The 13,685-nt window shown below is 64.2% G+C and carries 8 protein-coding genes and 5 tRNA genes; 3 read left to right on the top strand and 10 right to left on the bottom strand.

The window, feature by feature from the left end; translation table 11 throughout:
• Window positions 1-4: 4 nt before the first annotated feature.
• The 4 genes from pstA to DN611_RS16920 all read right to left on the bottom strand — a co-directional run bounded on the left by pstA (window position 5) and on the right by DN611_RS16920 (window position 4,401).
• On the bottom strand, window positions 5-859 hold the full coding sequence (gene pstA, locus DN611_RS02525; protein WP_021748869.1) for a phosphate ABC transporter permease PstA: 855 nt from the start codon (window positions 857-859) through the stop codon (window positions 5-7).
• Between the two features lie 6 nt (window positions 860-865).
• Window positions 866-1,714, bottom strand: a complete 849-nt coding sequence (gene pstC / locus DN611_RS02520; RefSeq protein WP_394802909.1) for a phosphate ABC transporter permease subunit PstC — start codon at window positions 1,712-1,714, stop codon at window positions 866-868.
• 228 nt (window positions 1,715-1,942) lie between these two features.
• On the bottom strand, window positions 1,943-2,824 hold the full coding sequence (locus tag DN611_RS02515) for a phosphate ABC transporter substrate-binding protein (RefSeq protein ID WP_021748867.1): 882 nt from the start codon (window positions 2,822-2,824) through the stop codon (window positions 1,943-1,945).
• Window positions 2,825-3,009: 185 nt separating this feature from the next.
• Window positions 3,010-4,401: a tyrosine-protein phosphatase gene (locus DN611_RS16920; protein WP_051365626.1), complete on the bottom strand. Its 1,392-nt coding sequence runs from the start codon at window positions 4,399-4,401 to the stop codon at window positions 3,010-3,012.
• A 202-nt stretch (window positions 4,402-4,603) separates the two neighbouring features.
• On the opposite strand from DN611_RS16920, the gene DN611_RS02505 reads away from it, so the two are divergent.
• Genes DN611_RS02505 through DN611_RS02495 form a run of 3 tightly spaced genes read left to right on the top strand, consistent with a single transcriptional unit; the run spans window position 4,604 to window position 8,092 of the window.
• The gene (locus DN611_RS02505; RefSeq protein ID WP_119310570.1) at window positions 4,604-5,578 is read left to right on the top strand and encodes an AAA family ATPase; all 975 of its coding nucleotides are present in this window, start codon (window positions 4,604-4,606) and stop codon (window positions 5,576-5,578) included.
• Window positions 5,562-6,785, top strand: coding sequence for a DUF58 domain-containing protein (locus tag DN611_RS02500; protein ID WP_119310569.1), 1,224 nt, complete (start codon window positions 5,562-5,564; stop codon window positions 6,783-6,785). The genes DN611_RS02505 and DN611_RS02500 overlap by 17 nt, the downstream gene beginning before the upstream one ends.
• Window positions 6,782-8,092 carry a DUF4129 domain-containing protein gene (locus DN611_RS02495; RefSeq protein ID WP_119310568.1) on the top strand — a complete coding sequence of 437 codons (1,311 nt, stop codon included), beginning with the start codon at window positions 6,782-6,784 and terminating at the stop codon, window positions 8,090-8,092. Before DN611_RS02500 ends, DN611_RS02495 begins: the two co-directional genes overlap by 4 nt.
• Before the next feature lie 161 nt (window positions 8,093-8,253).
• On the opposite strand, the gene DN611_RS02490 is transcribed toward DN611_RS02495, so the two are convergent.
• From DN611_RS02490 to DN611_RS02465, 6 genes are all read right to left on the bottom strand, one after another.
• Window positions 8,254-12,666, bottom strand: coding sequence for an acyl-CoA dehydratase activase (locus tag DN611_RS02490; protein WP_174232991.1), 4,413 nt, complete (start codon window positions 12,664-12,666; stop codon window positions 8,254-8,256).
• A gap of 424 nt (window positions 12,667-13,090) precedes the next feature.
• A tRNA-Cys gene (locus DN611_RS02485) sits at window positions 13,091-13,165 on the bottom strand.
• Window positions 13,166-13,271: 106 nt separating this feature from the next.
• Window positions 13,272-13,347 (bottom strand) — tRNA-Gly (locus DN611_RS02480).
• A 3-nt stretch (window positions 13,348-13,350) separates the two neighbouring features.
• A tRNA-Phe gene (locus DN611_RS02475) sits at window positions 13,351-13,426 on the bottom strand.
• An 83-nt stretch (window positions 13,427-13,509) separates the two neighbouring features.
• Window positions 13,510-13,586: transfer RNA gene (locus DN611_RS02470), tRNA-Asp, on the bottom strand.
• An 11-nt stretch (window positions 13,587-13,597) separates the two neighbouring features.
• Window positions 13,598-13,674, bottom strand: a tRNA-Val gene (locus tag DN611_RS02465).
• Window positions 13,675-13,685: the final 11 nt, after the last annotated feature.

The following is a 13,685-nucleotide window of genomic DNA, read 5'->3' as shown; positions in this document are numbered from 1 at the left end:
CTCGTCAGTTTTTCTTCAGCTTCCGGCCCACCAGATTGGCGGACAGGTTGATGACCAGCGTCAGCAGCATCAAAATGGTGGCGATGGCGAAGGCGATGTCTGTCTCGCCCCGCTCACTGGCATACACATACAGGGCCACGGTCAATGTGGCGGAGGAGGATTCCAGCGCAGTCACAAAGTTATTGAGCACCAGGCCGAAGCCGGCGGTGTACAGCAGCGCCGCGCTCTCGCCCACAATGCGGCCCACCGCCAGGATGCAGCCGGTGACGATGCCGTCCACCGCGTTGGGCAGCACCACAGTGCGGACCATGTGCCATTTACCGGCGCCCATGGCCAGGGCGCCCTCCCGGTAGGAGTCCGGCACGGTCTTCAGGCTCTCCTGGGTGGTGCGGACGATGGTGGGCAGGATCATCACCACCAGGGTCAGGCCGCCGGCCAGCACACCGGTCTTCAATCCCATCATCTGGATGAAGAACAGCATACCCACCAGGCCGAAGATGATGGAGGGGATGCCGGTGAGGGTCTCGGTGGCGAACTCGATGACAGCCACCAGACGCCGGTTGGTGGCGTACTCCGTCAGATAGATGGCGGCGCCCACGCCCAGGGGCAGCACGATCACCATGGACAGCAGGATGATATAGAGCGTGTTGAGGATATTGGGCAGGATACCGATGGTGTCGTTGATATAGCTGGACTGGGTAGACAGCAGCTCCCAGCTGATGAATGGGACGCCCCGGTAGAAGATATAGCCGATGATCAGAACCAGCAGCGCGCAGGTGAGGAAGCCGCAGAAGTACAGCACCACCCGCAGGCCCTTGTCGTACAGCTGGCGCCGGGGGGACAGGGTATGAGATTCCATGTTCGGTCAGTCCTCCTTTTTCCGCTTGATAAAGACGTTGAGGAACACATTGATCAGCATGATGAAGAGGAACAGCACCAGGCCGATGGAGAACAGGGCATTGCGGTGGAGGGAGCCCACGGAGGCGTAGGACATCTCCGAGGCAATGGCGGTGGTCAAAAACCGCACCGGCGTCAGCAGGCCCGGCATATTGGCCACATTGCCCGCCACCATAATGATGGCCATGGCCTCACCGATGGCCCGGCCGATGCCCAGCACAATGGCGGTGGCGATGCCGCTGCGGGCAGCGGGCACGCTGACGCGGAACACGGTCTCGATATGGGTGGCCCCCAGGGCCAGAGACGCCTCCTCATACTCCCGGGGCACGGCGCGCAGCGCCGTCTCCGACACGGAGACGATAGAGGGCAGAATCATCACCGCCAGCACGATGATAGCCGCCAGGAGCGTGGCGCCGGAGGGCAGGTCAAAGGCCACCCGGATGGCGGGCACCAGCAGGATCATACCCACCAGGCCGTACACCACGGAGGGGATGCCGGCCAGCAGTTCCACTGCCGCATGAACTACGGCGGCAAACTTAGGCGGCGCCACCTTGGACAGGAAAATGGCCGTCATCAGGCCGATGGGCACCCCCACGAGAATGGCCCCCGCCGTGCCCGCGAAGGAGGTGAGGATGATGGCGAAGATGCCGAAGTCTCCGGTAGAGGCATACCAGCGGGTCCCGAACAGGAAGTTGATGGGCCCGATCTCCAGAATGGCCGGCAGGCCCGAGATGATAAGGTAGATGCTGATGAGGAGCACGAACGCCACAGCCACCATGCCGCAGATAAAGAAGAGGGCATTCATCACCCGCTCCATGGCCTTCAGGGCTTTTTTCCCGGTCATGGGCTCCTTTTTCCTGTCGGCGGTGCCGACCAGCGCGCCGTCCATGGCGGCCTTCACAGCCTGCCCCGCGATTTCATGTTCCATAAGGTTCTCCTTTGTTCCCGGACAAGGCGTCCGTCCAGATTTCAGCGGAACGGCCGCCGCCCCAGTGGTGGGCACGGCGGCTGACCGTATATATGAGGGTGGAAAACAAGCGTTGTCTTACTGGGCCACGGGCACGGCGCCGGCGTTGGCGATCAGGTCGCTGGCGGCGGTGGAGGTGGCGAAGTCGAAGAAGGCCTGGGCCGCGTCCGACAGGGCCTCATCGGTGCGGGTGGCGAACACGAAGGGACGCTGAATGGCATAGCTGCCGTCCAGGACCGTGGCCTCAGAGGGAGCCACGCCGCCCACAGTCAGGACCGTGATGCCCTTCTGATCCTGCACGGCGGAGAGGGAGGCATAGCCGATGGCGCCGGGGGTGGTACGAACCGCCTCGATCACGGCGCCGGTAGAGCTCAGCTCCTGGGCCAGCACGCACTGGTCCTCAGTGCCGGTGATAGACTCGAAGCCGTCACGGGTACCGGAGCCGGACTCACGGCCGATCACGGCGATGGCGCCGGCGTCGCTGCCGAACTCAGACCAATCGGTGACAGCGCCGGTGTAGATGGAGGCGATCTGCTCCAGGGTCAGGTCGGAGACGGGGTTCTCAGCGTTGACGATCACGGCGATGCCGTCCAGGGCCACGATGGTCTCAGTCAAGCCGCCCGCCTTCTCGTCATCGGTCAGTGCGCGGGAGGCCAGGCCGATGTCGCAGCTGCCGTTGGACACGGCCTCGATGCCGGCGCCAGAACCGGTGGGGTTGTAGGTGACGGACACGCCGGAGTTGTCGGCCATAAACTGCTCACCCAGGGCGCCGATGACCTCCTCCATGGAGGTGGAGCCGTCGGTGGCCACAGTGCCGCTCAGCTCAGCGGTCTCCTCCTGGGCGGCGTCGTTGGAAGCGGTATCATCCGTGGTGTCGTCAGCCGTGGTGTCACCGCCGCAGCCGGCCAGCAGAGCCATGACCATGGTCAGGGACAGCAAGAGCGAAAATACTTTTTTCATATCGAAGATTACTCCTTTTCCTATGTCTGTTGCTCAAGGGACGGTCTTAGTATAAACAGCCGGAAGTAAAATCCGACACCAGGACTCTGTAAAGTCTATGTAAAATCCTTGCAAGCGCATACAAAGGCAAAAAAACAGCTCCCGGATTGCTCCGGGAGCTGTTTTCAAAAACGAATCAGGCATTTTCAGGCAGCGGGGATGGTCAGCACCTGCCCGATGTGGATCATGCCGGGGTCACGGATGGTATCCCGGTTGGCCTCGTAGATCACAGTCCAGCGAGTGCCGGTGCCGTACACCTCATAGGCGATGTTCCACAGGCAGTCTCCCGCCTCCACGGTGTAGGTCTGGGCCTGGGGAACAGGCTCCTCCGGCGTCTCCTCCGCGGGAGCCTCGGTCTCTACCGTGTAGTCCTTAGCCAGGTTCGCCTTCAGGGCGGTCACCTCGTCTGCGGTCAGGCCGGCGTCCAGCATATAGTCCTCTGCCGCAGCGGCCAGATCCACAGTGGTCAGATCCGTGCCCTCCGCAGCGCCGGTGATGTTGGTGAGGATGGAGACGATGTTGCTGTTCTTCACCGCCTCATACTGCTCGCCGCCTTCTTCCAGGTGATAGTAATTCACATAGGTGGTCATGTAGTCCGCCACAACCTCGTCATAGGTGGCGCCCATCAGGCACTCCAGCAGGGCGGAGACAAAGCCGGCCCGGTCCTTGCCCTCGGTGCAGTGGACCAGATAGGGCCCCTCATTCTCCGCGAAGAAGCGCAGGCCCTCCGCCAGGCCGGACTTGAAGTCGGCAGCGGTGAAGTCCACGCCCAGGTTCAGGGCCTTCACCTTCCCCGCCTCGTACAGAGACTGGTAGTAGGGGGAGTCGAAGCCCTCGGCGGCGATGTAGCCCTCGATCAGCTCGTTGGAATCCGCCAGGTTCATGACCGCCTGGATGCCGCCGGCCTCTGCCAGGTCATCGGCATAGGAGGCGCGGCCCAGCTCGTTGTTCACGGGGCTGCTGCTGCGGAAAAAGGCGTTCTCCCCCAGATCGCCCACAGCCACGTTGCGGAAGTTGGCGAACACCGCGTCGGAGGCGTAGTCCGCCCGCTCGTCGGTGCGGGTCAGCTGGTGGATGAGGTACTGGTCATAGTAGCCGCCCTGCTCCTTCATGGAGATGGAGACGGTGATGCTCTCCAGGGACTGGCCCTCGGGGAACTCCCAGGTGTAGGAGCCGTCCTCGGCGGTGACCTTGGCGGCCAGGCCGTTGCTGGTCGCAAAGTCCCCCATGTTGATGGCGGCGATCAGCACACCCTCGCTGTCCCGCAGCACCAGCGCGCCGGTGTCCACATCGGAGTAGTTGGTGCACAGGGGCATGTCATACCCAGTGCCGTTGACGGTGACGGTCAGCAGGTCGCCGTATGTGTAGCCGCCGTCCTTCAGGTCCGCCGGATCGATGTCCAGGACGATGTTGCCATACTTCTGGATCTCGGTTACGCCGCCCTCCAGGGTGGGGTACTCCGTCTCCGCAGCGGATGCGGGCAGCGCCAGGCTGAGCATCAGCACCAGGGACAGGAGCAGGGACAATGTCTTCTTCATACGCATTCCTCCCAAATTCTCGTCGGTCCTGTTGCGGGACCTTCTGTTTCGTATCATAGCACAGGCGCTTCCGCTTTTCCAGAGGGTTCCCTCCTTTTCACGCATTTTTTCAGGTCTTCCCGGAGCTGGCATCCGCTCTTGCGGTCCGCTTTCGGGTTAGATATAATAGAGGGGTATTTCATGGAACCTGGGAGGCACGACTATGGACTTCACGGAACTCCGCCATTTGGCGGAGCAGATCGAGACAGAGTGCGGCAAGGCCATCATCGGCAAGGGTGAGCAGATCCGCCTGGTACTCACCAGCCTGTTTGCCGGCGGGCACGTGCTGATTGACGATATCCCCGGCGTGGGCAAGACCACGCTGGTGAAGGCCCTCTCCGCGGTGCTGGGCTGCGGCATGGTGCGGGTGCAGTTCACCCCGGATCTGCTGCCCTCAGACATCGTGGGCATGAACATTTACAGCCAGAAAACCGGGGAGATGGTCTTCACCCCCGGCCCCATCATGACCAACATCCTGCTGGCGGACGAGATCAACCGGGCCATCCCCCGTACCCAGTCCGCCCTGCTGGAGGCCATGGAGGAACGGCAGGTGTCCGTAGACGGCGTCACCTATCCCCTGGCCCCACCCTTCATGGTCCTGGCCACCCAGAACCCCGTGGAGACGGAGACCACCTTCGCCCTGCCCGCTGCCCAGCTGGACCGCTTCCTCTTCAAGCTCTCCATGGGCTACCCCACCCCCAGGGAGGAGGCCGCCATGCTCCGAACCGTGGGAGATGGAGCCGCCTTTGCGGACCTCCGCCCCCTGCTCTCCCCGGAGGAAGTCAATCGGTTCACCCGGGAGATCCGGCAGGTCCGCCTGTCCGATCCGGTGGTGGCGTACATCGTGGAGCTGGTCCAGGCCACCCGGGAGCAGCCGGAGCTGGCCTGCGGCGCCAGCCCCCGGGTGTCCCGGGACCTGTTCCGGGCCTCCAAAGCCTATGCCGCCCTCTCCGGCCGGGACTATGTCACCCCGGACGATGTGAAGTATCTGGCCCGCTACGTCCTGCCCCACCGGGTACTGCTGTCCCATCAGGCGGCGCTCTCCGGCCTGGAGGCGGCCGGCGTGGTGGAGACCGTACTGGCCCAGGTGCCCTGCCGGGAGACCGGGGAGGTCCTTGCCCATGGCCAGAACGCCTGAGTCCGCTGCAGTGGACTTCGCCGAGTCCAGCCTGTTCACGGGGCGCTTCTCCATCCTGGCCCTGGCAGCCTGCGGAGTGGGCTTCAGCCTGAGCGGGCGGCTGCCCGCCGCCATCTTCTCTCTGGCGGCCGCCGCCGTGGCCGCCGCGGCCCGCCTCTGGGCCCGCCATGTGCTGGACGGCGTGAACGCCGCCCTCCAGGCGGAGCGGAGCTGCGTCTTCCCCGGGGAGCCCTGTCCTCTGCGGGTGACGCTGGACAACCCCAAGTGGCTGCCCCTGGTCTGGCTGACGGTGCGCTTCCCCCTGGAGCCGGGCGGCGCCCTCCGGCCGGAGCACCGCTGGGAGACCGTGGAACTCCCGGAGGGGGGCGTGCAGAAGCCCTATTATGAAAAGAACGTCTCCTTCCTGCTGGGGCATCAGCGGATGTCCTACACCAGCCGCCTCCAGGCGGAGCACCGGGGCCTGCTGTCCTTTGACCGGATCCGGCTGCTCTCCGGCGACGGCCTGTGCCTCTGCGTCCGGGAGAAGGAAATCCCGCTGCCCAGGCCCGTGACGCTGGCGGTGTTTCCCCGGCTGGTCCCCGTGTCCACCCGCTGGTTCCTGCGCAACAGCTGGGAGCTGGAGACCGGCGCCCGGGGCTTTCAGGATGACCGGACCGTGATCCGGAACGTCCGCGCCTACCAGCCGGGGGACAACGCCCGGTCCCTGAACTTCCGCCTGATGGCCCGGGGGCAGGGCGCCATGGTGAACATCTACGAGAAAATCTCCCCCCGCCGGGCCGCGTTCCTGCTGGACGGTGCCTCCTTCGCGGGCCTGCCGCCGGAGGACTTCGAATCTGCCCTGGAGATCCTGGGCTCCCTGGCGGCGCAGCTGATGGAAGAGGAGGTGGCCGTGTCTCTGCTCATCTCCCGCCCCGCCGGGCGGCTGGAGCAGTTTGCCACCTGCCGGGACCGGCTGCAGCTTCCCGCAGTCCTGACGCTGCTGGCCGCCGCAGACACCGCTGTCTCCATTACGGCGGACGAGATCCTGCCGCGCCTCCGCACCCTCTCCGGCGCCTTTCTGATCTGCGGGGATGTCCGCCGCCTGGACGCCGGTACCTGTGCGCTGCTGGAGCGGCACCGCGTCCCCCTGCTGGCCTGGGGGGAACAGTCTCACCCCCTCCTGCGGGTCCTGGACCTGAATGCTTTTCGGGCAGGAGGCGGCCTATGAGACATGGAAAGACCACCGCCCTCAAGTGCCTGCCGCTGGCCACCGAGCTGCTGATTGTCTTCCTGACGGCCGATATTCTGTGGCAGCTCCTGTGTGGCCGGCCGCCCTTCTCCATGTGGGGGTTTCTGCTCTCTGGCGGGCTGATGACCGCAGGCAACAGCCTCTTTCTCCAAAAGCCCCGCCGCTTTTGGCAGATTCTGCTGCTGAACGTTCTTCTCTGCGCCGTCTGGATCCCCCTGCTCAGCCGCACGCTGGACCTGACCTATCCGCCTCTTCTGGTGATTCAGGTGCCCCTGTACCTCTTCCCCCTGTGCCGGGGATACCACTGGGGCGTCACGCCTGTCACGGTCCGCCACCTCCACGGGGCCGGGGAGTACATGGGCCTGTATGGGCTGTTCTATCTGATCGTGGCCTCCTTCGCCCCTCAGCTGCTGGACCGGGTGCCGGTTCTGTTGGCGCTGCTGGCGCTGGATCTGCTGGCAGTGGTGGGGATGCGCACCTCCGGACGCAACACCATTCGGGCCGGTTCTCCCTTCGGGCGGCTCCCGGCCCTGCTGGTCCCAGCGGTCCTGGCCGTGCTGGCTGTGGCCGCCTGCGCTCTGCTGCTGGCCGCCAGGGGGGAGCTGATCCCCATCTTTCAGGCCGTCGGCAGCCTTCTGGAGGGCGCCCTGACCGCTGTATTCCGGTTCCTGACGTCTCTCTTCCAGGGCCGCTCCGCCGGGTCCGCAGGGATGTCCTCCGCCGCCGGAGGCGGCAGTGAGGCCGCTCTGCCTGTGGAAAGCGCCTCCGGCCCCGCCATCGCCCCTCAGCTGGTGACGGCGTTGCTGCTCCTGTCCCTGGCCGCGCTGGTCCTGGCCGGAGTGGCTGCTCTGGTGCGCTGGCTCTGGCGCAGCCGCAGCCGCATCAGATTGCCGGAGGAGGATGATGACGACGGGCTCGTCAGGCAGCGTCTGGGCCGCCGTGGCCTGCTCTCCCGGCTGGGCCAGCGCCTGCGGGTCAGGGCATTTCTGCTGCGGTACGCCGGAACCCCCCGTGCCGCCCTCCTGGAACTGGAGCACTGGGGCGCCCGCCGCCGCTGCCGCCGTCAAAGCCAGGAGACCCCCCGGGAGTATCTGGAACGTCTGGCAGGGGGGCCCCTCCGGGACGCGTTGGATGCGCCCATGCAGGCTCGGTACAGCATTCTGGTGGACGATGTGGAGCGGAGCTTGTACAGCACGCTTCCGCCCCGCCTCTCCCGGGAGCAGGTGCGGGAGCTGCTCTCCACTGTCCATAGAAGCGCCCGCACGCCTCCTGCACGTGCGAAGTGACCGCCGACCGGTCCGCGCCTCCAGAAATGCCCGAGATTCCCGATAACCGAAAATTCAAGAAGGCAGCCGTTCGCATGAACGGCTGCCTTCTTTGTATCCAGGTCGAACCTCGGCACCGGGCATTCCTCTCCGGAGTCTGAAAATACAGCCGACGCCCGCGCTTATGTAGAGGACAGCGCCGGACGGGGCGAACCGCCCCGGGTCTTTTGGGGTGCCGGTTCCACACTAGCTGCGGAATGCTCCGCCTCCGCGGTCTGATTCATGATGAGCATCTGGAGCCGGTTCTCCACATTGGCGTAGCTGGTGTCCGGATCCAGGTCCAGGGGCAGGATCTGCACGCCGGGGAACTCCTCCTTGAGCCGCTTGGTGACGCCCCGGCCGCACACGTGGTTGGGCAGGCACCCAAAGGGCTGGAGGATGATGAAGGACCGGACCCCCTGGTGGGCGTAGTGGGCGATCTCGCCCGCCATCAGCCAGCCCTCGCCGCAGGTGAGGGTCTTGGGGATGAAGTGCTCCACGTCACTGTACAGGTCCTGAGGCCGGGCCGCCGGGTGATACAGGGGATGGGACCGGGCAATGCGCTCCAAAAACCGCTGGATGAACTCCACGGCGCCGTCCAGGGCGAAGGGATAGGGCGCCAGATGGGCACCGAAGTCCCGGATCTCGCTGATGGCCGCCTGGAAGTCCTTGCGGAACTGGTAGGTGATGCGGGGCAGGATGACCTCCATGTCGTTGCGTTCCAGGTACTCCTCCACGTGGAAGTTGGTGCCGGGATGAAAGTTCACCAGCAGCTCGCCGGTGACCAGCACCCGGGGCTTGCGGCGGGAGCGGTCATAGCGGAGCCCCCGGAATGCCTCGATGGCCCGCCGGAAGGCACCGATCATCTTGCCCAGCCCCTGCTTGGATGCGGCGGCAATCCACTCCACACATTCGCTGAACACGCGGTTCGTCTCGCCTGCCGCCGTCTCATAGGGGCGGATCTTCCGGCACAGCTCCTCCAGAATGTCCAGCATGGAGAAGGCCCACGCCGCCAGCAGCACAGACCGGGCCCCCAGCATGGACACGCCGGGGTGGATACCCTTGGTGTCGCCAGGGTCTGTGGTGAGGATGGGGACGTTTTCAAATCCGGCGCTGTCCAGCGCCTTGCGCAGAATCGCGGTGTAATTGGCCATCCGGCAGTCGCAGCTGAGCTTGGCCATGCCCACGGCCACGGAGTCCTCCGGATAGTTTCCCTTCTGCAGGGCGTCGATCAGCTCGCCGATGACCATCTGACAGGGGAAGCAGATGTCATTGTGGGTGTACTTCTTCCCCACCCGGATCTGCTCCACGCCGCCCACCGGCAGGCTCACCGCCCGAATACCCTCCCGGTCCATCAAGGCCGTGAGAAGAGTGGACACCGGGGCGGAGATATTTGGCACCAGCACAGTCCGCAGCTTCCGGTCCTCCTTGCGGTACTTCACCGCGTAGGGCTCCGGCAGGCGGCAGGCCGCCTGCTCCGCCTGGGCAGAGCGGCGCAGCTGTACCGTCTCAATAAAGGACTGGACCCGGATGCCGAGAGACCCGGCGGCCTCGCTCTCATCCACCTTCAGGATCAGGGGCGGCTTGCCGCTGCCCTCCCCCAGCAGGCGGATGATCTCATCGGACAAAATGGCATCATGGCCGCAGCCAAAGCTGACGATCTGCACGTACTCCAGGCAGGGCTGCTCCGCTGTCACCATGGCGCCGGAGAGCATCCGGGCGTGGAAGTCATTGGTGATCTCCACACGGGACCGGCGCAGGTCCGCCTTCTCCAGTCCGGGCAGGCTATCCACCGTCAGCACCGGGATGCCCCGACGGGTGAACATCCCGGACAGGTCGTGGTTGATGAGGGGGTCTGTGTGATAGGGCCGTCCCGCCAGCACCACGGCGAAACCGCCCGCCTTTCCGGTGTCCGCGATGACCCGCTTTCCCTCCTCCACCAGCTGATGGCGGAAAGAGAGGATGGCCGTCTCCGCCTGACGGTAAGCGGCCTCCGCCTGCCGCTTTGTGGCGCCGCAGTGTTCCACGGCATACCGGCAGATCTGCCGCTTCCGGTCCTGCTTGCTGAACCAGTGGAACACCGGCGTCTCAAAGCCCACGGAGAAGTGCTCCCCGGGGGACTGGAAGTTCCGCACCACCATGGAGTAGCCCATGATGACCGGGCAGACGTAGGGGCTCTTCTCCCCTTTGTTCTCTGTGGGCATGTGGAGGATATAGGGCAGGAAAATCCGGTCTACGCCCTGTTTGGACAGGTCCAGCACATGGCCGTGGACCAGCTTGGCCGGAAAACAGATGGTGTCCGACGCCACGTACTGCAGTCCGCTCTCATACTGTCTGCGGCTGCTGGGATGGGAGAACTTCACCCGATATCCCAGAGCCCGGAAGAAGGTACTCCAGAAGGGCATGCTGTCCCAGAACTCCAGCACCCGGGGCAGGCCCACGGTCTGGCTCTGCTCCTCCCGCACGGGGGATACCGGATATGTCTTGAACAGCAGCTCCTGCCGCAGCCGGAACAGGTCCGGCACTTCCTGGGCCTTATGGGCAGGTGCCGCCTCCATCACAACGGCGCCCCGGTCGCACCGGTTGCCGGTGACATAGCAGCCACCGTCCGGGAAATGCAGGATCGTCCGGCTGCAGTGGTTGGTGCAGTGGGGGCAGAGTACACCGCTCTCCCGGGTGTATTGGAAGTTTTTCACCGCGTCAAAGCCGATGAAGGCGGAGCAGCGGCCGTTGGCGTAGCCGTGGGCCTCCACCTCCTGCTTCACCGCGAGAGCCGCACCCAGAGCGCCCATCTCGCCGGGATAGGGGGCCAGGGTCACGTCCCGGCCCAGATACTCCTCCAGGGCCCGCAGGACGGCGAAGTTCCGGAAGGTGCCCCCCTGGACCACTACCCGATCCCCCAGCTCCGCCACGTTGGCGATGCGGACCACCTTTGTAAACACGTTCTCGATGATGGAGCGGCACAGCCCCGCCATCAGGTCGTCAGGCTGCTTGCCGTTGCGCTGCTCGTTGATGATGGTGCTGTTCATGAACACAGTGCACCGGCTGCCCAGCTCGGCAGGGGCCTGAGATCGGAAGGCGGCGTCCGCCACCTGGTCCACCGGCATCCCCAGGGTGGCGGCGAAGTTCTCCAAAAAGGAGCCGCAGCCGGAGGAGCATGCCTCGTTCAGCATGATGTTCGTGACCACGCCGTCCTTCAGCCAGATGGCCTTCATGTCCTGGCCGCCGATGTCCAGCAGAAACGTGGCGTCCGGGAAGAAGCGGCGGCAGCCCCGGGCGTGGGCCACGGTCTCTACTGTGTGGTAGTCGGCGTGAAAGGCAGCAGAGAGCATCTGCTCGCCGTAGCCGGTGGTGCCCAGGCCCAGCACCTCCAGCTGGATGCCCAGCTTCTCATACTTCTCCGCCAGGGCCAGCAGGCCCTCCCGGACCACCTTCAGCGGCTCCCCCTGGTTGTTGTCGTAGAAAGTGTCCGTCACCTGCTCGTTCTCGTCTATAAAGACGAACTTGGAGGTGGTGGAGCCGGAGTCGATGCCGATGTACCCCCGCAGAATCTGCCGGTCCGCGGCATCCACCGGCCGGCGCAGCTCCGTCCGGTGGCGGCGGAGAAAGACCTCCCGCTCCTCGTCGCTGGCAAAGAAGGGCCTGCCGGTGCCGGAGGGCCCTTCGGTCTGGGCCGGGGCCTTGTCCAGCCGCTCCATGGCCTCTGCCAGGGTCATGGCGTCCTCCTGTCCGGGGAACAGCTCGTCGATGGCGATGGCGGTGCCCCGGGCCACGATGGTCTCCGGGTGGTCCGGTCGAACGATATCCCTTTCCTCCAGATTCAGCCGCTCCGCAAACACCCGCACCAGCGTGGGGTTGAAGGTCAGCGGGCCTCCCTCAAAGATGATGGGGGCCGTCAGCTCCAGTCCCTGGGACAGGCCGCCGATGGTCTGCTTGGCGATGGCGTGGAAGGTGGAAAGCGCGATATCCGCCCGCTCCGCCCCCTGGATCAGCAGGGGCTGGATGTCTGTCTTGGCAAACACGCCGCAGCGGCCGGAGATGCTGTAAACGGTCTTCCCGCGGGCAGCCAGCTGCTCGAACTCGTCCGCCGGCACGTTCAGCAGCGCGGCGATCTCATCGATAAACGCGCCGGTGCCTCCGGCGCAGCTGCCGTTCATCCGCATATCGGAGGTCTGGAGCTTTCCGCTGGCCTCGTCATAGCGGAAGAAGATCACCTTGGCATCCTGTCCGCCCAGTTCCACCGCGGTGCGGACCTCCGGATACAAGGCCCGGACTGCCGCCGCGTTGGCCACCACCTCCTGGACATAGCAGGCCCCCAGGGCGGCGGCAATGGGCCGTCCGCCGGACCCGCACACGCCGATACGGAACCGCATGCCGGGAAAGTGACCGGCCGCCTCCTCCAGCAGCTGCCGGACGGTATCCGCCTGATGGGCGTTATGCCGCTGATAGCGGGTGAACAGTACGCTGTTGTCAGCCGGGTCCAGGGCCACTGCTTTGACGGTGGTGGACCCCACATCCACGCCGAGGCGCAGAATATCCGAATTGATATGTGCCATATACACTCCTTCTAGGGAAAACGCCCCAGACCCGTACGGCAGCCTGGAGGGCGCGCCGGCGGATCGGGGGCTGGTCTCCCACATCTCTGTTTATTCGAACTCATTATAGCACGTTTTTCTCACAGGCTCTTGTATATTTTTCGTAAAGAATTTGCCGTTTTAGCTATCTTTTTCCCCAAAAAAGTCCGCCATCTTCCCATCCATTTTCGTCAAAGCAGCATCCGCAGGCACACGTCCCCGCAATCGAATCGCATAGGCGAGCGGAGCCGTATTCTTTGCGGTCCGATTGCGGGGCAGAGCCTTTCCGCCGTGCGGATGGTTCCGCTGAAAAAGAAAAGCGGGCACAGGCGGAATCCAATCCCCTGCGCCCATGAATGCATTTAGACAAAAAAACAACCACATCTTTTCGATGTGGTTGTTTTTTTGGAGGTGACACCCGGATTTGAACCGGGGAATCAGGGTTTTGCAGACCCTTGCCTTACCACTTGGCTATGTCACCGTTGCTTCTATTTTATTATATGCAGTTTGAACCGAAATGTCCACTGCTTTTTTAAATTTTCTTTTCCACTGAGAATGCCCACACGATCTTGTGTGGGCATTCTCAGTGGAGCGGGCAACGAGGCTCGAACTCGCTACCTCCACCTTGGCAAGGTGGCGCTCTACCAGATGAGCTATGCCCGCAAGTGGTGCCCAGAGCCGGAATCGAACCAGCGACACGGGGATTTTCAGTCCCCTGCTCTACCAACTGAGCTATCTGGGCAAATCTTTTCCGCGCCGCACGGCGCGGGAGGGGAATTGCAACCCCAAGGGGACCCACGAGATGGAACTCCATCTCGTGGGAGATGGCGACCCGGAACGGGCTCGAACCGTCGACCTCTAGCGTGACAGGCTAGCGTTCTAACCAACTGAACTACCGGGCCATGTATAACTTTGGTGGGAACAACTGGACTCGAACCAGTGACCCCCTGCTTGTAAGGCAGGTGCTCTAACCAGCTGAGCTATGCTCCCCGATTGCCGCT

Source organism: Oscillibacter sp. PEA192 (genome assembly GCF_003574015.1).
GTDB classification, from domain to species: domain Bacteria; phylum Bacillota; class Clostridia; order Oscillospirales; family Oscillospiraceae; genus Oscillibacter; species Oscillibacter welbionis.
This window is presented reverse-complemented; position numbering and strand designations above follow the sequence as displayed.